The organism is Acinetobacter sp. YH12138 (assembly GCF_015218525.1).
Taxonomy (GTDB): Bacteria; Pseudomonadota; Gammaproteobacteria; order Pseudomonadales; family Moraxellaceae; genus Acinetobacter; species Acinetobacter amyesii.
The window spans coordinates 2,807,771-2,830,243 of the sequence record NZ_CP048670.1; the positions used below are offsets into that span (position 1 = coordinate 2,807,771).

The 22,473-nt window shown below is 42.2% G+C and carries 21 protein-coding genes and 1 pseudogene; 11 read left to right on the forward strand and 11 right to left on the reverse strand.

Annotated features, from left to right (window positions below; all coding sequences use genetic code 11):
• Positions 1-9: 9 nt before the first annotated feature.
• The 5 genes from rplW to G0029_RS13675 all read right to left on the reverse strand — a co-directional run bounded on the left by rplW (position 10) and on the right by G0029_RS13675 (position 2,957).
• A complete protein-coding gene (gene rplW, locus G0029_RS13655) occupies positions 10-330 on the reverse strand; it encodes a 50S ribosomal protein L23 (RefSeq protein ID WP_005012992.1) in 321 nt (106 codons plus the stop codon).
• Positions 327-929: a 50S ribosomal protein L4 gene (gene rplD / locus G0029_RS13660; protein ID WP_078189279.1), complete on the reverse strand. Its 603-nt coding sequence runs from the start codon at positions 927-929 to the stop codon at positions 327-329. The genes rplW and rplD overlap by 4 nt, the downstream gene beginning before the upstream one ends.
• An 11-nt stretch (positions 930-940) precedes the next feature.
• The gene (gene rplC / locus G0029_RS13665) at positions 941-1,579 is read right to left on the reverse strand and encodes a 50S ribosomal protein L3 (protein ID WP_078189280.1); all 639 of its coding nucleotides are present in this window, start codon (positions 1,577-1,579) and stop codon (positions 941-943) included.
• Positions 1,580-1,638: 59 nt separating this feature from the next.
• A complete protein-coding gene (rpsJ, locus tag G0029_RS13670) occupies positions 1,639-1,950 on the reverse strand; it encodes a 30S ribosomal protein S10 (RefSeq protein ID WP_000070912.1) in 312 nt (103 codons plus the stop codon).
• A 269-nt stretch (positions 1,951-2,219) separates the two neighbouring features.
• Positions 2,220-2,957: a type 1 glutamine amidotransferase gene (locus G0029_RS13675; RefSeq protein WP_180106919.1), complete on the reverse strand. Its 738-nt coding sequence runs from the start codon at positions 2,955-2,957 to the stop codon at positions 2,220-2,222.
• A gap of 158 nt (positions 2,958-3,115) precedes the next feature.
• Here G0029_RS13675 and G0029_RS13680 point away from each other — a divergent pair, with 158 nt between their 5' ends.
• The 7 genes from G0029_RS13680 (at position 3,116) to G0029_RS13710 (ending at position 10,503) form a co-directional block, all read left to right on the forward strand.
• On the forward strand, positions 3,116-4,318 hold the full coding sequence (locus G0029_RS13680) for a PLP-dependent transferase (protein WP_180106917.1): 1,203 nt from the start codon (positions 3,116-3,118) through the stop codon (positions 4,316-4,318).
• A gap of 14 nt (positions 4,319-4,332) precedes the next feature.
• A complete protein-coding gene (locus G0029_RS13685) occupies positions 4,333-5,916 on the forward strand; it encodes a helicase HerA-like domain-containing protein (protein ID WP_180106915.1) in 1,584 nt (527 codons plus the stop codon).
• 150 nt (positions 5,917-6,066) lie between these two features.
• Positions 6,067-7,275, forward strand: coding sequence for an NO-inducible flavohemoprotein (hmpA, locus tag G0029_RS13690; protein ID WP_078192460.1), 1,209 nt, complete (start codon positions 6,067-6,069; stop codon positions 7,273-7,275).
• 86 nt (positions 7,276-7,361) lie between these two features.
• Positions 7,362-7,805, forward strand: coding sequence for an RrF2 family transcriptional regulator (locus G0029_RS13695; RefSeq protein WP_111885412.1), 444 nt, complete (start codon positions 7,362-7,364; stop codon positions 7,803-7,805).
• A gap of 85 nt (positions 7,806-7,890) precedes the next feature.
• Positions 7,891-8,751 (forward strand): ribosome biogenesis GTP-binding protein YihA/YsxC, encoded by an 861-nt coding sequence (yihA, locus tag G0029_RS13700; RefSeq protein ID WP_180084610.1) that lies wholly within the window; start codon positions 7,891-7,893, stop codon positions 8,749-8,751.
• A 157-nt stretch (positions 8,752-8,908) separates the two neighbouring features.
• Entirely contained in the window at positions 8,909-9,853 is a 945-nt protein-coding gene (locus tag G0029_RS13705; protein WP_180106913.1) for a metal-dependent hydrolase, read from the forward strand.
• A gap of 224 nt (positions 9,854-10,077) precedes the next feature.
• Positions 10,078-10,503: a VOC family protein gene (locus tag G0029_RS13710; RefSeq protein ID WP_180106911.1), complete on the forward strand. Its 426-nt coding sequence runs from the start codon at positions 10,078-10,080 to the stop codon at positions 10,501-10,503.
• Here G0029_RS13710 and G0029_RS13715 read toward each other — a convergent pair.
• Positions 10,500-11,759 carry a dicarboxylate/amino acid:cation symporter gene (locus G0029_RS13715; RefSeq protein ID WP_180109834.1) on the reverse strand — a complete coding sequence of 420 codons (1,260 nt, stop codon included), beginning with the start codon at positions 11,757-11,759 and terminating at the stop codon, positions 10,500-10,502. The two genes, G0029_RS13710 and G0029_RS13715, sit on opposite strands and share 4 nt — an antisense overlap.
• A 250-nt stretch (positions 11,760-12,009) precedes the next feature.
• The gene (locus G0029_RS13720; protein WP_078189289.1) at positions 12,010-12,882 is read right to left on the reverse strand and encodes an acyl-CoA thioesterase; all 873 of its coding nucleotides are present in this window, start codon (positions 12,880-12,882) and stop codon (positions 12,010-12,012) included.
• Between the two features lie 287 nt (positions 12,883-13,169).
• Here G0029_RS13720 and plsB point away from each other — a divergent pair, with 287 nt between their 5' ends.
• Positions 13,170-15,743: a glycerol-3-phosphate 1-O-acyltransferase PlsB gene (gene plsB, locus G0029_RS13725; RefSeq protein WP_180106908.1), complete on the forward strand. Its 2,574-nt coding sequence runs from the start codon at positions 13,170-13,172 to the stop codon at positions 15,741-15,743.
• An 87-nt stretch (positions 15,744-15,830) separates the two neighbouring features.
• Here the strand turns inward: plsB and G0029_RS13730 are convergent.
• Positions 15,831-16,425 (reverse strand): annotated as a pseudogene (locus tag G0029_RS13730) (methyltransferase domain-containing protein).
• A gap of 150 nt (positions 16,426-16,575) precedes the next feature.
• On the reverse strand, positions 16,576-17,355 hold the full coding sequence (locus G0029_RS13735) for an NAD-dependent epimerase/dehydratase family protein (RefSeq protein WP_180106906.1): 780 nt from the start codon (positions 17,353-17,355) through the stop codon (positions 16,576-16,578).
• Positions 17,356-17,414: 59 nt separating this feature from the next.
• On the opposite strand from G0029_RS13735, the gene recG reads away from it, so the two are divergent.
• Complete coding sequence (recG, locus tag G0029_RS13740) at positions 17,415-19,460, forward strand: ATP-dependent DNA helicase RecG (protein ID WP_180106904.1); 2,046 nt, start codon at positions 17,415-17,417, stop codon at positions 19,458-19,460.
• 139 nt (positions 19,461-19,599) lie between these two features.
• A complete protein-coding gene (locus G0029_RS13745; RefSeq protein ID WP_180106903.1) occupies positions 19,600-20,232 on the forward strand; it encodes a ComF family protein in 633 nt (210 codons plus the stop codon).
• A gap of 43 nt (positions 20,233-20,275) precedes the next feature.
• Here G0029_RS13745 and G0029_RS13750 read toward each other — a convergent pair whose 3' ends face one another.
• Complete coding sequence (locus G0029_RS13750) at positions 20,276-20,683, reverse strand: NUDIX hydrolase (RefSeq protein ID WP_180106901.1); 408 nt, start codon at positions 20,681-20,683, stop codon at positions 20,276-20,278.
• Positions 20,680-21,288 (reverse strand): TIGR00730 family Rossman fold protein, encoded by a 609-nt coding sequence (locus G0029_RS13755; protein ID WP_180084603.1) that lies wholly within the window; start codon positions 21,286-21,288, stop codon positions 20,680-20,682. Before G0029_RS13755 ends, G0029_RS13750 begins: the two co-directional genes overlap by 4 nt.
• 155 nt (positions 21,289-21,443) lie before the next feature.
• Here G0029_RS13755 and G0029_RS13760 point away from each other — a divergent pair, with 155 nt between their 5' ends.
• Entirely contained in the window at positions 21,444-22,457 is a 1,014-nt protein-coding gene (locus G0029_RS13760) for a CorA family divalent cation transporter (RefSeq protein WP_078189297.1), read from the forward strand.
• The last annotated feature ends 16 nt before the right edge of the window (positions 22,458-22,473 follow it).

Consider the following 22,473-nt stretch of genomic DNA (forward strand, 5'->3'; position numbering starts at 1 on the left):
TTTTCGTCCTTATTCCGCTGCGTTTTCAGCGGTATCGCCCAAGTCAGCCATTTCAACATCTTGGCCAGCTTTCAGGGTGACGTATGCTTTTTTAACATCAGAACGACGTCCTAATGTTTTACCAAAGCGTTTAGTCTTACCTTTAGTGATCGTTGTGTTAACTTTAACAACTTGAACACCAAATAGTTGCTCAACGGCTTTTTTGATTTCAAGTTTGTTTGCATCTAGTGCAACTTTGAACACTTGAACACCAGCAGTTTCGCCTAAAACTTGTGCTTTTTCTGAGAATACAGGTCCTTGTAGGACTTGATAGATACGTTCGTTGTTCATCCGAGTTCTACCTCAATTTTCTTAGCAGCAGCAACAGACATAACAACTTTATCGAACGCGATCAAGCTAACAGGATCGATTGCAGCAGCATCAACCACATCAACGTGTGGAATGTTGCGAGCAGCAAGATACAAGTTCTCATCAACAGCATCTGTAACGATTAATGCACGAGGTGCATTCAAGTCGTTAAGTTTTGCAAGCAATTCTTTAGTTTTTGGAGCTGCAACAGCAATCTCTTCAACTAAAACAAGGCGATCTTGACGAACAAGCTCAGCCAGGATGCATTGCATAGCACCGCGATACATTTTACGGTTTACTTTTTGAGACCAGTCTTGTGGACGAGCAGCAAAAGTTTTACCACCGCCAACCCAGATTGGGCTACGAATAGAACCAGCACGAGCGCGGCCAGTACCTTTTTGACGGAAAGGTTTTTTACCACCGCCAGAAACGTCAGCACGTGATTTTTGCGCTTTAGAACCTTGACGACCACCAGCTAAGTAAGCTGTAACAACTTGGTGTACAAGAGCTTCGTTAAAATCACGACCAAACGCAACTTCAGATAACTCAACAGCAGAGCCGGAAACAGTATTTAAATTCACGTTATTTCCCCTCAGGCCTTGATAGTAGGACGAACAGTAACGTCGCCACCAGTAGCACCAGGAACCGCGCCTTTAACAACTAGAACTGAACGTTCTGCGTCGATAGCAACGATTTCAAGACCCTGTGTAGTTACACGTTCAGCACCTAAGTGACCAGGCATTTTTTTGCCTTTGAACACGCGACCAGGAGTCTGGTTTTGACCTGTAGAACCGATAACACGGTGAGATACAGAGTTACCATGTGTAGCGTCTTGAGTACGGAAGTTCCAACGCTTAACACCACCTTGGAAACCTTTACCTTTAGATGTACCAGTAACGTCAACGATTTGACCCACTGTGAACACATCTACACCGATAGTTCCGCCAACTTCACGACCTTCAAGATCAGCTTCTGTAGCGCGGAATTCTTGAACTAGACGACCAGCAGCAACACCAGCTTTCGCAAAGTGACCTTTCTGAGCGTTAGTTACGCGAGATTCGCGACGTTCACCAGTAGTGATTTGAATCGCTTGATAACCATCAGTTTCAAGCGTTTTGATTTGTGTGATGCGGTTAGGATCAACCTCAATCACTGTTACAGGTACAGAAACACCAGCATCTGTAAAGATACGTGTCATACCGCACTTGCGACCGACTAAACCAATAGCCATGTGCATAAACCTCTAAAAAAGCGGCCTAATTAACTTAGAGCGTTAATTAACCGAAAGCCTTAACCCAAAGCGATCTGAACATCAACACCAGCTGCAAGATCTAACTTCATCAATGCATCAACAGTTTTATCTGTAGGTTGAACGATGTCGATCAAACGTTTGTAAGTGCGGATCTCGTATTGGTCACGCGCATCTTTGTTAACGTGTGGTGATGTTAAAACGTTAAAACGTTCGATACGTGTAGGCATCGGGATTGGACCACAAACTTGTGCACCAGTACGTTTTGCTGTTTCTACGATTTCTTGAGCTGATTGATCAATTAAACGGTGATCAAAAGACTTAAGACGGATACGAATTCTCTGGTTAGACATACCAGTTAACTCCAAGCCAAATATATAAAGAATCACCCTTGACGCATCTCACCCCACTTTTAAAAGAGGCAAGTGTCAAGAGCAGTGAAATATCACTAAGGTCACGATCGATGCCGTGACTGTCACGATGTTAACTACTTTATTCGTAGCTAACCCCCTTCATCAAAGGGTCGCTTATTATAGCTATTGTTTAATGCATAAGCAAATCCCTTTTGCTGTTTTTCTTATATTTTTCATTTTTTATGCAAGATCAATTGCTTAACTTTTAATCAACTGGCATTTTTTCTTAATACATACTCTATTGCTTGGTTTAGTATTTGATTTCCCTCAATAAATTTGTTTTTTGCGCTTTTCCGCAGATCATGTACTGGCTGTACATGTGTTCCTGAAAAAAATGCCACCTCTTCATCATTTTCCAAAAATAAATCGAGTACTTCAGGGGTAATTTCAGGATGAAATTGAAAGCCCAAAACATTTTGTCCAATTTGATACATTTGATTACGACATGCATCATTTTCCGCCAGTAATACCGCTCCTTTGGGAATTTCAAATGTTTCACTGTGCCACTGCATGACTTTAAACTCTTCAGGTAGTTTAAAACAGTCATGCGGTACGTTAGCGACCTTACGGATGGTCGTCCAACCCAATTCTTGTTGTGCATTTCGACTCACTGCACCGCCCAAAGCATTGGCAATCAATTGCCCACCTAAACAAAGCCCGATTGCGGGTTTGCCGAGGGCTAAATAGCGTCGCAGCCATCGTTTTTCTATTTTTAACCATGGGAAATTGGCCTCATCATTCACACTCATGGTCCCACCCATAATGATAAGTAAATCGACATCTTCAACATGCGGCAAAGCCTCGAGATCTAAGGCTTGATCGACAGGTAATGCAAAGAATTCTGTGGCCGTAATTTTGGCCTGATGCTGTTTTAAAAATTCATAACAACTGCCGAACCCTTCGCCAGCAATATGCTGAAAATAATGTACTTTTAAATGCGACTTCATGCGCTAAACCTATTGTTGTTGCTCTGATATCGGTTTTGCAAGAATGAAGCCAACTTTGCTTTTCACTTAATTTTCTATACAAAAGCATCGTAAATCCATGCGTTTTAGTCGTATTCTTTTGAACATTCATTATTATTTTGATCATTTCAGAGCGCCACGTGAAAAAGAATCCTCAAACCGAACTCATTCATGCACCAAGAAAGGCACCGCAATACATCAATAGTGTTCAACCTCCCCTGTTTCGTGCATCCACTATAATTTTCGAAAATACAGATGCGCTATTTAATCGCCATTGGACTGATGATTATGACTATAGCTATGGCACACATGGTACACCCACTACATTTACCCTAGGCGATCAGATTGCTCAGATTGAAGGTGGCTTGTATCACTTACTCGCACCAAGCGGTTTATCTGCAATTAATTTGGTCAATTCATGTTTTTTAAGTCAAGGGGATGAAGTGTGGGTCGCAGATAATATCTATGGCCCAAATATGGAACATCTGCGTAACCTAGAAACCCGCTATGGCATCGTGGTCAAGGTTTATAACCCGATTGATGTGAACTCATTCACACCTTCAGCGCAAGCCAAGCTCATCTGGTTAGAAGCAGCAGGTTCTGTCACTTTAGAGTTTCCAGATTTAGTCGGCTTGGTCAAAAAAGCCCAAGCACATAACATACTCACTGCACTGGACAATACATGGGGCGCAGGACTTGCCTTTAATGCTTTTGATTTTAGCGCTGAACATCTGAGTGTCGATATCAGTGTGCATGCCTTAACCAAATACCCAAGTGGTGGTGGCGATATTTTAATGGGCTCGGTAATTACACGAGATAAAAAGCTTCATCACCAACTGTTTCGTGCCCACGCCATTCAAGGCATTAGTATCTCTGGTGATGATGCCGCGCAAGTACAACGCAGTCTGCCTTCAATGCGCCTGCGCTATGAACACCAGTCACAAAGTGCTTTAACTTTATTAAATTGGCTAAAACAACAGCCAGCCTTTGTACAGGTTTTACATCCTGCTGATGAAGCTTCCGCAGGACATCAGTATTGGAAAGAAATTTGTACAGAACAACACAGTGCCGGCTTGGTCAGCGTGGTATTTAATGAAAAATATAGCTTGCAAGATGTACGCCGTTTTTGCGATGCGCTGAAACTATTTAAACTCGGTTTTAGCTGGGGTGGCCCAGTCAGTTTAGTCATGTTATATAACTTAAAAGATATGCGTGTACTCGAACATTCACATATTCAAACCGGCTTACTGGTTCGCTTTTGTATAGGACTAGAACATCCTGCAGATTTAATACAAGATATAGAAAACGCACTACAACATTTAAATAAACAGCAACTCGAATAAATACAGGAACATCTATGGGTACACCAATTGTTATTGGCAAAAAAACACAAGACACTACACAAGATGTGGTGCTTCATTCACAATTTGCGAACCGCCATGGTTTGATCGCTGGGGCTACAGGTACTGGTAAGACGGTGACGTTGAAGGTGTTGGCAGAAAGTTTTTCTCGGCTGGGTGTACCCGTATTTTTAGCCGATGCCAAAGGGGATGTTTCTAGCCTTGCCAAAGCAGGTGAAAGCAATCCTAAGTTTGACGAACGAATTAAAAGTTTAAATATCGAGAGCATTCCTTTTGCTGCCTCCCCTGTGGTGTTTTGGGATTTGTTTGGTGAACAAGGACATCCCATTCGCACCACCATTTCTGAAATTGGTCCACTGCTCCTTGCCCGAATTCTGAATTTAAACGACACGCAAGAAGGTGTGTTATCTGCGGTCTTTCGTATTGCCGATGATCAGGGCTTATTGCTCATCGACTTTAAAGACTTAAAAGCCATGATCAGCTACGTCAGTGAACATGCAGCAGAATTTAAAAATGAATATGGCAATTTATCACCTGCAAGCTTAGGTGCAATTCAACGTAATTTGCTCGCATTGGCAGATCAAGGTGGTGACAAGTTTTTTGGTGAGCCTGCGCTCAATATCATGGATTTCATTCAAACGGATGAGCAAGGTCGTGGCAACATCAACCTACTCGCAGCCGACAAGTTAATGAATACCCCTAAGCTCTATGCGACTTTCTTACTTTGGATGCTATCAGAACTATTTGAACAATTGCCCGAAGTTGGAGATATGGATAAACCCAAACTTGTGTTTTTCTTTGATGAGGCGCATTTATTGTTTGATAATGCCAGCTCTGCTTTACAAGAAAAAATTGAACAAGTGGTTCGTCTGATTCGCTCTAAAGGCGTCGGCATTTACTTTGTAACGCAAAACCCACTTGACCTACCCGAGAGTGTTTTAGGACAACTGGGTAACCGTGTTCAACATGCGCTACGTTCATTTACTCCGAAAGATCAGAAAGCAGTTAAAACTGCAGCAGATACTTTCCGAGCCAATCCTGCGTTTAAAGTCGATCAAGTGATTACGGAACTGGCTGTAGGTGAAGCACTGATTAGCTGTCTAGATGAACAAGGCACACCTCAAATCGTTGAACGTGCTTGGGTGATGCCTCCTTACTCTTCATTTAGCCCAATTGCTACAGAAGAACGCAAAGCTCTGATGGCAAATAGTGTTGTCGCAGGTGTGTATGACACCGAAGCAGACCGTGAAAGTGCCTATGAACTTTTGCAAAATAAAGTGGCGGAGCGCCAACAACAAGCCATCCAAGCGGAACAAGATAAAATACAAGCCAAAGAACAAGAAGCGTTAGCCAAACAACAAGCCAAAGATGCAGATGCACTCGCTAAACAGCAAGCGCGTGAACAAGAACGCCTTGCGCGCGAACAACAAAAAGAAGCTGAGCGTTCAGCCAAACAACGTGAAAAACTGATTCAAGACACGGTAGGAACTTTTGCAAAAAGTGCTGCACGCAGCTTGGGCGGGTCGACAGGTCAGAAAATCGTACGCGGTTTGCTAGGTTCACTGTTTGGTAAAAAATAATTCGCCATTACGATTATCTATGCTGAATTTATGGGATATTTTAATATCCCATATTTTTTTTATGGTTTTTACTAAAACATGTATTGCGCGGATGTATTTAAAAATGTATTTTAAATACATCTTATAAATAACAGCCATGAGAGATCAGCTATGACTCCGCAGCAAATTGACCTAGTAAAAGCTACTGTTCCTGTTCTACGTGAAAATGGTGTCGCGCTGACTGGTTACTTCTATAATCGTATGTTGGGCAATAACCCTGACCTCAAAGAAACCTTTAACATGGGACATCAGCGCAGCGGTGCTCAGGCACAAGCTTTGGCGGGTGCTGTATTGGCTTATGCTGAAAATATTGAGGACCCATCTGTACTTTTACCAGTTGTAGAATTAATTGCGCATAAACATGTGAGTCTTAACATTCAAGCGCCAGACTATAATATTGTCGGCGAAAATTTGCTGCACTCGATCAGTGAAGTATTAAGCATTTCAATGGAAGATCCACTGATTGCCGCTTGGGCAGCAGCATATGGACAATTGGCAGACTTGTTTATCAGCACTGAAAAAGCGATTTATGAGCAACATCAGCAAACTAAAGGCAGTTGGTTAGGTTGGCGTAATTTCAAAATCGCGAAAAAAGTGGCTGAAAGTGATGAAATCACCTCATTCTACCTTGAGCCTTCTGATGGTGGTGATTTACCAAAATATGAAGCAGGTCAGTACATTTCTGTACGTGTATTGGTCGATGAGCTGGGTCTAAAACAGCCACGTCAATATACACTGTCGACCAGCCCGCAAGACAACTACTTACGTATCTCTGTAAAACGTGAAGATCAGAAAGGTGACTTGGTTCCAGGTTGGGTATCGAATACACTGCATGGCTTGGAGATCGGTTCAGAAATCGAAGTGTCTGCACCAACAGGTAATTTCTTCCTGATTGATTCACAAAAACGCAATGTCTTTATCAGTGGTGGTGTAGGTCTAACACCAATGATTGCGATGCTGAATCAATTGGTGACTTTAGACATGCCACAACCTGTAACCTTTATCCATGCCTGCCGTAGCAAACAAGTGCATGCAATGCATAAACACATTCAGGATTTGGAAGCAAAATACCCACGTCTTAGCACTTTTACAGCGTATGAGTTCCCTCATGCTAATGATAAATTAGGTGAAGATTATGATGCTGCTGGTCGTCTAGACTTAGGCAGCATGGATACTGCACTGTTACCGATCAATGCGGATTATTACCTTTGCGGTCCAATGCCATTTATGGCTGAACAACAGAAAGCTTTAATTGCTCGTGGTATTCCTGCTAGCAATATTCACAGCGAAGCTTTCGGCACTGGTGGTGTAAAACACTAACTAAGCTATTCACCTGAAATACAAAGGGTTAGTTTAGTTATGCTAGACTAGCCCTTATTTATTTCTCTCAGACTCACAGTATTATCATGCAACTCAATAAATTCACCGATTATGCATTACGCATTTTGCTCTATATCGCACGCCCTCGTGATGTGCCTTATAACATTGCTGAAATTGCAGAAGACCTGCATGTTTCGCGTAATCACTTGGTGAAAATTGTGCATTTTATGGCAAAACAAAACTGGTTAATCACCAGCCGCGGCAAAGGTGGCGGCATTCGCTTAAACCCTGAAGCACTTGACGCTCAGCTCGGTCAAATCGTACGAATTCTGCAAGGCCATCACCAGATAGTAGAATGCAATGACCCACCCTGCGTACTACGCAGTCAGTGTGGTTTAAAAAGCCTCTTAGACCAAGCTTTAGAACAGTTTTATCAAAGTCTCGATCAGTACAAACTTGCCGATGTTTTACAACCAAGCAGCGCATCTAAATTTACAACACAATCTCCGATTCAACTGATCAATCTCTAATTTCACTTTGCTTGCGACAAAATTCGCTTGCCTGCCCGACTTCCTTTATAATACGTGTTGTTAAATCAGTTATTGAAGTTGGGTTATGCATCAGCACAGAGGAAAATCACGAAACAGTAAAGCGGCCAATGCGCCGAAGCAAAAGATTACTTACGAGAAAAAAGTAGACTCTGCGATTACTGAATATGCTGTGCGCTCGCTCAACTGGCTACGCAAAGCTGAGTTCTTAATGAGTGCGCCTAAACTCAACCTCTGCGTTGAAGATACCGGCTATGAAATTGCCTTTGCTGGCCGCTCAAATGCGGGTAAGTCGAGTGCCATTAATGCGCTCACCAACCAAAAACAATTGGCTCGTGCATCGAAAAAACCGGGTCGTACCCAAATGATCAACTTTTTCAGTTTAGGAAATCCTGATCAGCGTTTGGTCGACTTACCGGGTTATGGCTATGCCGCTGTACCTGAAGCGATGAAAATCGTGTGGCAAAAAGAGTTAGAAAACTATCTGATACACCGTGAAAGTTTACAAGGTCTTGTGCTGTTGATGGATATCCGTCATCCACTACAACATTTTGACGTCATGATGTTGGAATGGGCACATTCACGTAAATTGTTCGTGCATGTACTGCTCACCAAATCAGATAAATTAAACCGTGGCCCAGCCTCTAAAGCACTACAAGAAGTGAAAGCGGCATTGAAAAAAATGAAGCTTAACTTCTCTATCCAATTGTTCTCATCATTGAATAAACAAGGTTTAGAAGAGTTAGCGAGTGTCATGGCGGGTCGTCTAAACTTCACTCTAGAGCAATCCACAGAGTTTGATCTCGACAGCATACCTGAAGCATCGGAAGATGATATTGAAATCGATGTGGACGCGGAAGCATTCAATGACTTCCACACTACATCTGAAGATTTACCCCAAGCTGAAGACAAAAAATCAGACCACTAATCGAGTAATTTTAAAGTCAGCGCAAGAATGATTGTCTGACAAAAAGTATCTTCTGAAGATAATGAAATGTCCTGTATTGCTAATCACAATGCAGGATTTTTTTTGGATACTGAATACATCAGATGTGCACTCGATCACATAAAAACAAGGATAGGTCATGAAATTACTCTCCCGCTTGAGAAACACAAAATTTGGATCATCAATCGAATATAAAATTAAACCACGTAAAGTGAAATTTGAGTGGCAAGATACTCAAGTTGACTGGGTGCCCAACCAACCTTTTGTTAGCTATTTTATTAATGAAATTAATATGATCTTACCTGCAGGTGAGTTTTGGTTTTGCCGTTTGTATAACAAAGTATTGCCACAAATTAGAGATGAAAAATTAGCAGAGGACGTTAAAGCATTCATCCGCCAAGAAGCCATGCATGCTCAAGCACATAACTCTGCCAATAAAGAATATCTGTCTCAGCGCAATATCAGTATTCAACGCAACCTCGAAATCATGGACTTTCTCTTTGGCAAACTGCTTGCGGACCAACCTCTAGGGCTCAACGTACCTAAAGCTTTGGATCATCAATGGGATCTCTTTCGTTTAGGGGTGATTGCAACGGTTGAGCACATGACCTGTGTACTAGGTAAATATGCTTTATATAACAAAGAGTGGGAACGCCTCGGCGCTGATCCGAATATGCTCGATCTAGTAAAATGGCATGGTGCAGAGGAAATAGAACATCGTACCGTGGCTTTTGATTTGTATCGTCATCTTGGTGGGGGCTATATTTCTCGCTATTATCAAAGTGTGATCGTAATTGCAGCCGTACTTGGTCTATGGGTCGATGGTGCAGCACATATCATGCAGCAAGACTCGCGCTATGCATCGATTAAACCTGCCGTATATAAACCGTGGATTTGGCGTGAATGGGCGCGTATCGCGCAAAAAGACAATCGCTTATTGCCACATCCACTTTGGTTAGTGTCGCAGCAATTGGGGTATTTAATGCCTTGGTACGATCCTGTGCATGAAGCAAAAACGGAAGATGCGATTGCTTACCTCGATAATTCTCCTGCTGCAAAACGTGCCGCACTGAAAGTCGCTTAAACACCACTTTAAAATCTGTATTAAGCAGGGTTCGCCCTGCTTTTTAGTGCTCACATCCATTACGCTTTATTTTTTTTATTGAGCAATCAACAAACTTAAGATGAATAGGGTCGTCATAAGTTCGAGGTTTAAAGTACAGTTCTTCCGAGTTCCCTATTCTCTTTAAAATGTATTTATACTCAGTCTCATCCTAAAATAAAAATAAGCCATTCAGGAGCATCTCCATGCACGCTCACATCTCCGTCATTACACTGGCCGTGAAAGATTTACATGCTGCATTCGCGTTTGATCAAGAGGGTTTAGGTCTAAATAGCGCAGGGATTATTGGGACTGAATTTGAACATGGCGCTGTGGCATTTTTTGATTTACAACACGGTTTAAAGCTCGTACTCTGGCCGCAAGATAGCCTTAGTCATGACACAGACATCAATACATCAGTATTTTGTCCAACTCAAATGTCTCTTGGTCATAACGTCAACAGTCCCGCAGCCGTCGATCAAATCATGCACCAAGCCCAACGCGCAGGTGCAAAAACTATTAAGCCCGCACAGCCTACGTTTTACGGTGGTTATGCAGGCTATTTTCAAGACTTAGATGGACATCTGTGGGAGATCGTCTACACCCCACATTTTAGTTCTTTATCTGCTTAATTCGACAACGCTGGTTCATCTACATCTCGCGTATGACGATCCACCACTACACTAATCATCATATCGCCCTGTACGTTCACCACAGTCCGTACTGTATCTAAGAGTCGATCTATCGGCAGTAAAATCGCAATCGCTTCTGCAGGGAGTCCGACTGATTGTAAAACCATAATCATCGTCACCATTCCAGCGCTTGGAATACCCGGTGCGCCGAGTGACGCAATCATGGCGGTTGCACAGACAATTAACTGCTGCCCCAAGGTTAAATCTAAGCCCATCAAGTTGGCAATAAATAATGCCGCGGCAGCTTCATATAGCGCTGTACCATCCATATTCAACTGCGTGCCCAATGGAATTACAAAGCCTGCCATTTGAGGACGTACACCTAAATTTTCCTGCGCACATTTCATCGACAGTGGCATCGTTGCTGAACTTGAACTGGTTGCAAAAGCAGTGATTAAGGCAGCTCGTGTTCCTCTAAAGAAAGTCAGTGGGCTCATTTTCCCAAAAATCCATAGCAGCAGAGGTAACACCACTGCCCCATGGAAAATCGTCGTCCCTGTGACTACGGCAGCAAACTCCGCGAGGCGACTCAACACCGAAATATCTTCTGTAGCAATCAATTTAGCCAATAATGCAAAAATACCAATCGGTGCAAGCTTCATCACCCAGCCGATGATCATCATCATGATGTCGAAAAATTGCTGACTGAGCTTTCTCACGCTTCGGAACTTTTCACCGCCTTTGACCAAGGCCACACCTAGAAATAGTGAAAACACCACGACAGCGAGTACATTGCCATCACTAAAGGCTTTAAACGGATTAATCAGTGTATTTTGAATAAAATTGGTAAAGAATGAACCTGCTGTGAGGGTGTCAGGACTTTGATGCTGTTGCATTGCATCTTGGAACATGACGATGTCCACGCCCTGCCCGACTTTAAAAATATGCGCGCATGCTAGACCCAAGATCAGTGCCAAAGTTGTGGTAGTGACACAGCACGCTAAGGTAATTTTCCACGTTCGACTCAGCTGACCACCCGCTTGTAAATTCGATACCCCCACCACAATCGAACTAAAGATCAACGGAACCAAGATCATTTTCAGCAAGCCAATAAAAATACTACTGGCAATCCCCAAGCCATACAGACTGGCGGATAAAAACTGCGTCTCTGGAAACTGAATTAATAAAAAGCCAAATGCCACACCCAATATTGCGGCAATTAAAATCTGCGTATTTAAGCTCATTGTGCCTTGCATTTATCATCCTTTATTCAGGCACTATGCCATGTGACCCTCTGTGAATCGAGGAATTTTTTGTCACATGTACTACTGCATTTCTGCAAAGCACGAATTCAGCTTAATTTAACCTATGCCGAAAGACACTAACGAGATAGATCAAATCTACGAGTAGGCTCATACAGATAAATAAAGCTAATAAAAAACCGAATCTTCTGATTCGGTTTTTTCAGTATTCAGCTTTTACTACTTAACACATCTTGTTCAAAGCTTATTGGGTTTCAATTTCGCGTAAACGGATCAAGCCTTCTTGTGTCGTACTACAGACCAATTCACCGTTTTGCCACATGCGACCGAAATTTAGACCACGTGAACTGGCACTGACTGTGGCATCCATGTCATAAAGCATCCATTCATCCACACGGAATGGCTTATGGAAATACATGGCATGATCAATACTCGCACACTGCAAACTTGGTGATAAATAACTTAAACCATGTGGGCGTAGTGCAGTCGTCATCAGCGTAAAGTCTGAATAGAATGCCGCAATAGCCTGATGTAATGAGATATCATCAACGTCAGCAGCAATTTTGTCATGGGTACGAATATAGTGTGCATACGATGGCGCAGCAGGCTGCGGTTGGTACGGGTTTTGCGGATCAATCGGGCGAATTTCCACATGGCGGTCGCGCATAAAAGATGCACGGACGTTTTCAGGGACAAATTCCACCATCATTCTTTTCAGCTCAGCTTCAGATTTTAAATCTTCCACGGCTGGATATTCTGGCTCTGCAACTTGGTAGTTCAACCCTTCTTCTTGCTCTGCAAATGACACCATACACATAAAAATGGTTTTACCATGTTGAATCGCACGAACCTGACGACTCACAAAACTGCGTCCATCGCGAATACGATCCACTTCATAAATGATCGGTGCATTGATATCACCGCCGAATAAGAAATAGGCATGTAAGGAATGGGCAGGTCGATCTGTTGTATAAGATGCCGCACGTAGCGCCTGACCTAAAACCTGTCCACCAAAGACACGTTTCCCGACCAAATTTCGGCTTTGCCCACGAAAAATATTTTCTTCTAATTTTTCAAGACTGAGTAAATCAACCAACTCTTGTGTTAAGGCATTCATAACAAACCTATCTATCATTCGGGATTAAGCTAATGCAGGCAACATCAACAGATGTTTAAATATATTTTCCATTTTGCCATAAATCCAGACTAAAACCCTAAAGATTCGCTGACTGATCTGTCACCTTGCTGATGCAATATAACTGCTAAAAATACGTTTTTTAACGATAAAATCTTACAATATCTATGCAATTTGTCAGAAAATGACATACAGTTTTTAAGTACAATTACGCAGAATAGATTCCCCTCAGAATCTCTGTGGTTTGGTCATGAAAAGTAGGAGTTTGTATGTCCAAGAGCGGCTTTGGTCAGATGTATCGAAAGCTTTCGAGTAAACTGCTTGACCTTGTGGTAACACCGCATGTTTTAGGTGAAGTCCCTGTAGAACCTGTAGTGACTGAAACCGATACAGATACCGGCGTACAGACAACGAAAATTACCTGCTACGTTCTGCAAAATCATTCACGGAGTAATGCTTTAATTGTCGATGGTGAAACCCGTCGTTTAAAGCTACACCCTGCACTCGACCCAATGACTGTGGGTACGCAAACAGAAAAAGCCTCTGTGGTGTTTTTACAACATCATGATGAAGACAACTTACTCAATCCACCGCCACATGCCTTTCCACCTCGTTTATTACGTTTAATTGAGGTTTTGGAAAAAAATCCTAATGCGGATGTTGAGCTCGTTCCTGTAACCGTGCTGTGGGGCCGTGAACCCGATAAAGAAGATTCTTGGTTTAAATTATTATTTACCGATACATGGTCTACACCAAGCAAAGTGAAGCAGCTGGTCAATATTGGTTTGCACGGTCGTCAATCGTACCTTGAATTCCATGAGCCACAGTCTTTGCGTCGTTTGGTTGAATATGCCAAAACTACACATCCAAACTTGTCACCTGCGACTTATATTGTTAGCACACTGAATGATTATTTAGATGTGCAGCGTGAAGTGGTTTTGGGTCCGGATTTATCTGACCGTCGTAATGTGATGCATGGCCTGATCAAATCTACGGATGTGCAAGATGCGATTCGTCGTGAAAGCATTCGCAGTAAAATCAGCATGGTTGAAGCTGAACGTCGTGCGATTGGTTATTTAAATGAAATCGTTTCTGACTATTCTGCATCAACAGTACGTTTTGCTGACTTAGCCCTGACTCGTCTGTGGACACAGCTTTATGATGGCGTCGAAGTGCATAACTTCAGTACCGTTCGTGAACTGGCCAAAGACTACGAGATCATTTACACCCCATGCCATCGTAGTCATATCGACTATTTATTATTGTCATATGTGATCTATAAGCGTGGTTTGATGGTGCCGTACATTGCTGCGGGCGATAACTTGAACATGCCATTTGTCGGGCAAATTTTACGTGGCGGCGGTGCGTTCTTTATTCGTCGTTCATTCCGTGGCAATGGTCTCTATACCACCGTATTTAAAGAATACCTCTATAGTATTTTGGCGCGCAATACACCACTTGAATACTTCATCGAAGGGGGTCGTTCACGTACTGGTCGCTTATTACCACCGAAGACTGGCATGCTCGCGATGACTGTCCATGGTCATTTACGTAATCCAGCCAAACCGATCGTGTTCTTACCGACCTATATTGGTTATGAGCGTTTAATGGAAGGTGCGACCTACGTTGGCGAAATGAATGGTAAGCCAAAAGAAGGCGAATCAATCATCGGGATTATGAAAACACTGCGTAAGATCGAACGTATTTTCGGTAAAGTTCATTTGAACTTTGGTGAGCCGGTTTTCCTTGATGATATGTTGAAACAGCATAATGCAAGCAACATCAAAATCGAGAAAAATGACGACCCAATTCCGCCAGAAGTTTCGGATGCCATTAACAGTTCTGCACACGTGATTTTAGAAAATATTAACCGTGCAGCAGTGGTGAACCCGGTTTCATTGCTTTCACTGATTTTATTGGCGACATCTAAACATACTTTAGATGAAGAGATTTGCATTAAGCAGTTAGATACCTATCGCGATCTTTTAAATGCCTTACCTTACGATGAGCGCATGCAAGTAACACCGCTGTCAGGTAAAGAAATCATTGCTTATGGTTTAAAACTCAAGCTGATCAAACGTGTTAATCATGTCCTTGGCGATATTATTGCCATTGCTGATAATCAAGCGGTGCTGTTAACCTACTTCCGTAACAACATCCTGCACGCATTTATTTTGCCATCACTCATTGCCGCTTTGGTTGAACATAATGGTTCAATTCGCCGTGGTGATTTGATTAATGTCATTCGTACACTGTATCCGTTCTTAAAAGCTGAGTTATTCCTCAAATGGAATAATGAAGAGCTTAAAGATCAGATCTGTGCGTATGCTGAAGTGCTGATCAAAGCCAAGCTGATTTCTGAAGATGCAGAAGGCAACCTGATCTCCCCTGCGCCTAACTCAGAGCAGCACAATCAGTTAGTGGTCTTAGCTGCACCTGTGATGCAAAGTCTTGAGCGTTACTACATGACTTTGGCTTTAATCACACAACGTGGTTCAGGCAATATCTCGACGCGTCAGGTTGAAGAACTCAGTCACTTGGTTGGTCAACGTCTATCTGTGTTGTATGAATTTAACTCGCCTGAGTTCTTTGATAAGGCCTTATTCCAAAGCTTTATTAAAGTCTTAACACAACAAGGTTATATCAGCACCAATGAAAACAACGCCATTGTGTTTGATGAAAATTTCCAAAATGTTGCGCAATATGCCAACCTCGTTTTGGATGATGTGACCCTGCAAATGTTGCAGCACATTACGACCTTTAGTGATGAAGAGTTAAAAGAAGCACTTGATAAAGTTGCTGCGGAACAAGCTAAAAAGCGCTTGAAACGTAAGAAAAAATAAACGGTTCTGATTTTTTTCACTATAAAAGCAAAAGAATTTGAGCAAAATTAGGGACAAGTTGTAAAAAGCTTGTCTCTATTTTTTGGACTATACAAAAGTATTTAATATTTTCTTTTTTAAAATTAAGGTATGTACATTCCAAAATTTTGGATTTCCATTGGCTAGCGGTTTATTGCCTTTAAATTCATCGATATAAATAATATCAAAGTCCGCATCAAACAATTGTTTAAGCTCTTCCTGTTAAAACCTATAAATTTTTCAGAAAAATTATTTACCCAATCATCATCTTTCCCTAACAGTTGTATGAGTAAGATGCCTTGCTCACTTAAGGATTCCTGCATTTTCTTTAAAACACTTTCAAGCGAATCCGTTGAACAAAAAATAAACTGAATAAAGCAATAATTAAACTAGCTTCAGGAAAGCTATAGTCTTCAAAGGCCTGATTAGAAAATAAAAAATTCTTATTGTCTTTAAATTTAATTAGACAGATATTTTTAGCGTCAACAGACGGATCAAATGCATATACTTTAAAATGATGACGGAGTAGAAATGATGATTCATTTCCTGCACCACAACCACAATCAATCGCGATCTTTGGTAAATTCTCAAAATAACTCAAAGCTTTTTCCAAAATCGGTCTATGGGGTAGATTCTGAGTAAGTTCAGCAAATGATTTTGTCATTATTTAATTTTTAGCCTTTGAGATCCATTCGAAAATTTGAACAATCCATGTTGTAAAAGACCTATCTTATTCATTTATAGAATTTTTTTAATACTCACCAAGCTGCACTGAAATTTATACGTCACACCAATTTTACACTACACATCACAATCAATCGTGCGCCAACTTAAAACCACTCTCCATCATCCGCGTTGCATAAAGCTTTTTCCCTGTTTCTGCTTCGCACTCTAAAACCAATTCGGGTAAATGCATAGCTCTTTGCAATTCCAAGATTCGCTCATGCAAAGGTTGAGGTTGATTATTAGTACAAATATATGATTTTTCATGATGTTCCACGTGAAGTAGATGACACAGAAATTTTGCCAAATCATCGATATGTATTCGATTTGACCAATGGATATTGGGATAGTGATGAGTCGTTTCTGCCAGTTTCTGCATTCGTGTTGTCGATGTGCCATAAATCCCAGATGGACGTACGATCACGCATTCGGTAGGAAATGCTTGTGAGTAGTGATGCTCCATTTCAAGTAACAACATCCCCTGCTCATCGATCGGTTGTGGCACAGTGTCATCATCAATGCGCTCCCCCGCATGTTCACCATAGACACGAGTGGACGACACCACGATTAAACGTTGTATTGGATGACTTGCTAATGCTTGAACAATCGGCTGTACAGAATCGACATAAGTGTATCGATAAGCATCCACAGCATTGAATTGAGCATGACGTGCAGGAGCCAAAAGAACATAGACAGCATCAATCGGTTGAACCTGCGATAAATCCAGTTGGTGAACATCTTGGATTAAATGTTCTGCAAAATCATCCTCTTTCGCACTACGACTCACTGTGGTAATTTGGTGACCTTGCTGAAATAATTGTTTAGCAACACGTTGCGATGTTTTACCATAACCGATAAATAGAATATGCATCAAACGACCTATTCTCAGAACTGATCCATTTAGATCATATAAACCGAAGTTGAGGGGACATGGCTTACGTCCATCAATTGCAAGGGGTTGGCAATGCCGCCGCTGCTTTACTTGAAAAACTAAATATTTTCACGACAGATGATCTTTTGTTTCATCTGCCACGCGACTATGAAGATCGTAGCACGATCATCCCCATGAACCAATTGACCGTGGGTCGAAGTTATTTACTAGAAGGCACGGTCAAAAGTATCGACTTCCCACCCGGTAAGCGTAAATCGATGGCCGCCCTACTGGATGACGACTGTGGCAAAGTTACTTTACGTTTTTACCATATCTACAAAGGCATTACTGATCGGGTAAAACCGGGCAATCGTTTACGGATTTTTGGTGAAGTCCGTGTTGGTGCTCGTGGCTTAGAAATGTATCATCCTGAACTACAGGTAATTACTGAACACACGCCTTTACCACAAACCCAACTCACTGCGATTTACCCTGCAACCGAAGGCTTAACACAGCCCAAACTACGTGAATACGTCAAACAAGCACTACAGTTATATAGTGATGACTTACCTGAATTACTGCCAGAAAAATTCACCAATGGCTATGCACTAAAACAGGCTTTGGACTATATTCATCATCCCCCTGTCGATGCCAATATGTTGCAACTGAGCCAAGGTTCTCATCCTGCACAGCAACGTTTAATTTTCGAAGAATTGGTTGCCCATCAGGTCAGTTTACTCAGCCGCCGTGCCTATATTCAACAAATCGAAGCACCGTCTTTCTCTGCAAGCAAGAACTTCACCAAACAACTTTTAAGTACGCTGCCATTTGAAATGACCGGCGCACAAAAACGCGTGTCCAAAGAAATTGCGGTCGATCTGAAAAAGAACAAACCTATGCTTCGACTCGTACAAGGCGATGTAGGTGCAGGTAAAACTTTGGTTGCAGGCGTTGCAGCCTGTCATGCTCTTGAGGAAGGTTGGCAAGTGGCCATGATGGCGCCGACAGAAATTTTGGCCGAACAACATTATCTAAATTTCAAAAAATGGTTTGAGCCTATGGGACTGACCGTGTCTTGGCTTTCCGGTAAACAAAAAGGTAAGGCTCGAGCTGCGGCAGAACAATGTATTCAAGATGGTTCAGCCAATTTAGTGGTCGGCACGCATGCTTTATTTCAGGACAATGTACAATTTGCCAAATTGGGTTTAGTGATTATTGATGAACAACACCGTTTTGGCGTCGATCAGCGTTTGGCGCTACGAAACAAAGGTCTCAATGGCATGACACCGCATCAACTTGTGATGACGGCAACCCCTATTCCTCGTACCTTGGCCATGTCGGCTTATGGCGACTTAGATACCTCCGTCATTGATGAACTGCCGCCCGGTCGTACACCGATTCAAACAGTCACTATTCCACTTGACCGTCGTGAAGAAGTGCTACAGCGGATTGCCAGCAATTGTGCTGAAGGTAAACAAGCCTATTGGGTCTGTACCTTAGTTGAACAATCAGAAACTTTAGATGCTCAGGCCGCTGAAGCGACTTTTAATGAAATTAAAGAACGCTTTCCAGACCTCAATATTGGTCTTGTTCACGGCAAAATGAAGGCCGATGAAAAACAAGCAGTGATGCAGCAATTTAAAAATAATGAATTGCAATTACTGATTGCAACCACAGTGATTGAAGTCGGTGTTGACGTCCCAAATGCCTCAATCATGGTAATTGAAAATGCAGAACGCTTAGGGCTTTCACAATTACATCAGCTACGTGGTCGTGTAGGGCGTGGTGCCAAAGCCAGTTTCTGTGCTTTGCTGTATAAAAATCCTTTATCGCAAAATGGGCAAGAGCGTTTACGCATCATGCGTGAAACCAATGACGGCTTTATTATTGCTGAAAAAGATTTGGAAATTCGCGGCCCCGGTGAACTTCTCGGCACCAAACAAACGGGAGATATGGGCTTTCGTGTAGCCAAATTGGAGCGAGATGACCATTTACTCAATCAGGCACACTATGTGGCTCAACAAGTCCTAAATGATTATCCTGCACAGGCTCAAGCCCTTTTAAAACGATGGCTGCCTGAAGCACCTCGTTATGCCTATGTATAATTAGGATGACAGATCGATCATCCTAAAATACAGATTGGCTTTAACCAATAAGCTTGTCGAAAAGGTTTCTGTGGTGTTGTGATTGCACTTCACCACAAACTGTGCAGAATACTCAAAAAAGAATGATTAGAATAAAAATATGCTCCAATCTATCCAACACTTCATCCAAAAAGGAATGCAGAGCATTTCCCCTTGCCTGCTTTGTGGTATCGATCGACAACAACATCATTCGCTTTGTATTGACTGCTGGGAACAACTGCCTTGGTTTAAACAAATGGTTAATCGCCATGAACACAGCATCTCTTGTGCCTTTCACTATGATTTTCCAATAGATCGCATCATCCAAAGCTATAAGTATGAGCAACAATTGCACTATCACAATTTACTGGCACAGAGCCTTTTAAGCTTGCGCTTAGCTAGAGTTCAAGCCATCGTCCCCATGCCTATTTCAGTAGAACGCCTCAAAGACCGTGGGTACAACCAAATGCTACTCGTTGCACACATGATGGCAAAGCAATTATGCATCCCTGTTTGGCAACCCGTGATTCGTCAAGCACAGCACGCTCAAAAAGGCTTGAGTCGGCTAGAACGCCTAGAAAATATCGAACAACAATTTATTATCAACCCAACTGAAAAACACCGTTTCCGTAAAGTCCTCATCATTGATGATGTGGTGACCACGGGAAGTTCAATCCATGCATTAAGCAAGCTGTTACATCAGCTACATTGCACGCAGGTATATGCCGCATGCATTGCTGCGGCACAGCCTTAGTTTCAAACATCAACCTCTAAAGAAAATGAACAAGCGAAGCGGTTTAGCTTTCAGCAAGAGATCGAGTCTGCTGCTTCACCCAAGGAATCACCACCTCACGTGTTAAAGGGGCGAGTTTTGTTTGTGTATCATCCAAGCTGACCCATTGCATCGCTGCAATTTCCGCATCAATTTTCGGTTCACCTTGCAACTGGACCAGATAGACATAACTCACCAGTAGATGATCTGCTTCGTTCGCAGCGGCCGTTTCAAAACGGCCAATGAATTGTTCAATCTGCGCAGCGCAGCCAATTTCTTCCTGAATTTCACGTAGCATGGTGATTTCAGGAGCTTCATTGGGTTCTAACTTGCCACCTACTTGCATAAAGAATGCCGTGTGTTTTTTACGAACCACTAAAAGTTCATGCTGTTCATTTAAAATAATGGCTGCGGCAACAGTGATAATTTTCATCTATCTTGTTCCAAATCCGCAATAAAGGCTGTACGTTCAACCATGCCCCATTTCGGCTCTGGCGCAGTGAAATGTTGAAACTGCTCAACAATCGTTTCAATATTATCTTCTGCAATTAAGCCTTCGATAAAACGCGGATGGGTAAAGCCTTTTTCTGCAGTTGTTTTTAGAAAATTCAATAAATCGTCATAAAAACCATCTACATTGAGAAAGGCACATGGCTTTAAATGAATGCCCAATTGAGCCCACGTCCACTGCTCAAAAATTTCCTCTAAAGTCCCTGCTCCACCTGGAATCGCTACAAATCCATCCGAGAGTTCAGACATTTTGGTTTTCCGTTGTTGCATATTTTCTACCACATGCAATTCAGTTAAATCTGGATGTGCCAATTCTTTATCGACCAAGACTTTTGGAATCACCCCAACGACTTGCCCACCTGCACGCAAAGCACTATCTGCCACGACACCCATCAAACCTGAACGGCCACCACCATAGACTAATGTAATACCTTGGGCCGCTAAATGACGACCGACTTTTTCAGCCACCTGTAAATAGATAGGATTGTTACCAAGGGCGGAACCACAGAAAATTGCGATAGATTTCATTTATAATCACCATCAGATCAGGAGTACTATGCTGGAAAAATCAACTTTAAACAGATTTTTTCATAAAATAATCATTAGAACAGTGTTTTTAAGCAAATCCTTGTCTAAAATACACCCATTCATTTTTAACTTACTGCGTAAGGGGAAAAGACAACATGCTTGAAGCCTTTTACGCGACAGAGCGCGGTAGCTTAGAAGATGTCACCATCAATGGTGACTTCGATTTACATCAGGATTTAGTCTGGCTCGATCTCATTGCCCCGTCTCAGGAAGAGCAGCAATGGATTATGGATGCCTATGATCAAAATTTACCCACATTAAAATCATTAGAAGATATTTCGTCGAGTGCACGATTCTACCGTGATGACGATGGTATTTTGCACATCAGCACCTATTTTTTAACGAAAAATAAAAATTTTCAGGTCGATGGTGAACCCGAAGAAAATGCTAGCACCTTAGCTACCGTACAAACAGTTGCCTTTATTTTACATAAAGAACGCTTATTCACTTTACGGGGTGAAAAGCTGGTAGCTTTCCGTGCCTTTCGTGCCCGCGCGCGTCGTAATGACTATGAAATTGACTATAAAGATCCAACTTGGATTTTATTGGGCCTTTTAGAAGCCAAACTCGATGAGCTTGCGGATATCTTGGAAGATATCCACAAGGATTTAGAAAAGTATTCCACAGAAGTGCTGAATAACCGTCATCGTGAAATGATTTTAGACTTAGATGACATGATTACCCGACTTGCGCATTTAGAAGATATGCTCGGGAAAGCTCAGCTGTGTCTGATCGATTTACGTCGTGTTCTCACCTTCCTATCACGTCCTCGCGCCTTGGGCAGTCATATTTATGATGCCGACATCCGAGAACTCAGTGAAGACGTGCGCTCTCTTGTTGAGCATGATGCCTTCTTGTTCCAAAAGGTTCGATTCTTACTGGATACCACTTCTGGGTTCATTAACACCGAACAGAACGATACGATTCGTCGATTCTCGATTTTACCAAGTATGCTTGCGCCACCGATGTTAGTAGCTAGCGTCTATGGGATGAACACCGATGTACTGCCCTTCGCGCATGGTACAACCAGTTTTATCGTGGTCAGCTTAATCATCGTGGCATTCTTTATTGGCCCATTGATGTATTTCCGCTGGAAGAAATGGATTTAATCCGTTCCTATTGCGT

Coding starts and splice junctions, on each gene's coding strand:
- rplW (WP_005012992.1), bottom strand. CDS start 330: ATGAACAACGAACGTATCTATCAAGTCCTACAAGGACCTGTATTCTCA.
- rplC (WP_078189280.1), bottom strand. CDS start 1,579: ATGGCTATTGGTTTAGTCGGTCGCAAGTGCGGTATGACACGTATCTTT.
- rpsJ (WP_000070912.1), bottom strand. CDS start 1,950: ATGTCTAACCAGAGAATTCGTATCCGTCTTAAGTCTTTTGATCACCGT.
- G0029_RS13675 (WP_180106919.1), bottom strand. CDS start 2,957: ATGAAGTCGCATTTAAAAGTACATTATTTTCAGCATATTGCTGGCGAA.
- G0029_RS13685 (WP_180106915.1), top strand. CDS start 4,333: ATGGGTACACCAATTGTTATTGGCAAAAAAACACAAGACACTACACAA.
- hmpA (WP_078192460.1), top strand. CDS start 6,067: ATGACTCCGCAGCAAATTGACCTAGTAAAAGCTACTGTTCCTGTTCTA.
- G0029_RS13695 (WP_111885412.1), top strand. CDS start 7,362: ATGCAACTCAATAAATTCACCGATTATGCATTACGCATTTTGCTCTAT.
- yihA (WP_180084610.1), top strand. CDS start 7,891: ATGCATCAGCACAGAGGAAAATCACGAAACAGTAAAGCGGCCAATGCG.
- G0029_RS13705 (WP_180106913.1), top strand. CDS start 8,909: ATGAAATTACTCTCCCGCTTGAGAAACACAAAATTTGGATCATCAATC.
- G0029_RS13710 (WP_180106911.1), top strand. CDS start 10,078: ATGCACGCTCACATCTCCGTCATTACACTGGCCGTGAAAGATTTACAT.
- G0029_RS13715 (WP_180109834.1), bottom strand. CDS start 11,759: ATGCAAGGCACAATGAGCTTAAATACGCAGATTTTAATTGCCGCAATA.
- G0029_RS13720 (WP_078189289.1), bottom strand. CDS start 12,882: ATGAATGCCTTAACACAAGAGTTGGTTGATTTACTCAGTCTTGAAAAA.
- plsB (WP_180106908.1), top strand. CDS start 13,170: ATGTCCAAGAGCGGCTTTGGTCAGATGTATCGAAAGCTTTCGAGTAAA.
- G0029_RS13735 (WP_180106906.1), bottom strand. CDS start 17,355: ATGCATATTCTATTTATCGGTTATGGTAAAACATCGCAACGTGTTGCT.
- recG (WP_180106904.1), top strand. CDS start 17,415: ATGGCTTACGTCCATCAATTGCAAGGGGTTGGCAATGCCGCCGCTGCT.
- G0029_RS13745 (WP_180106903.1), top strand. CDS start 19,600: ATGCTCCAATCTATCCAACACTTCATCCAAAAAGGAATGCAGAGCATT.
- G0029_RS13750 (WP_180106901.1), bottom strand. CDS start 20,683: ATGAAAATTATCACTGTTGCCGCAGCCATTATTTTAAATGAACAGCAT.
- G0029_RS13755 (WP_180084603.1), bottom strand. CDS start 21,288: ATGAAATCTATCGCAATTTTCTGTGGTTCCGCCCTTGGTAACAATCCT.
- G0029_RS13760 (WP_078189297.1), top strand. CDS start 21,444: ATGCTTGAAGCCTTTTACGCGACAGAGCGCGGTAGCTTAGAAGATGTC.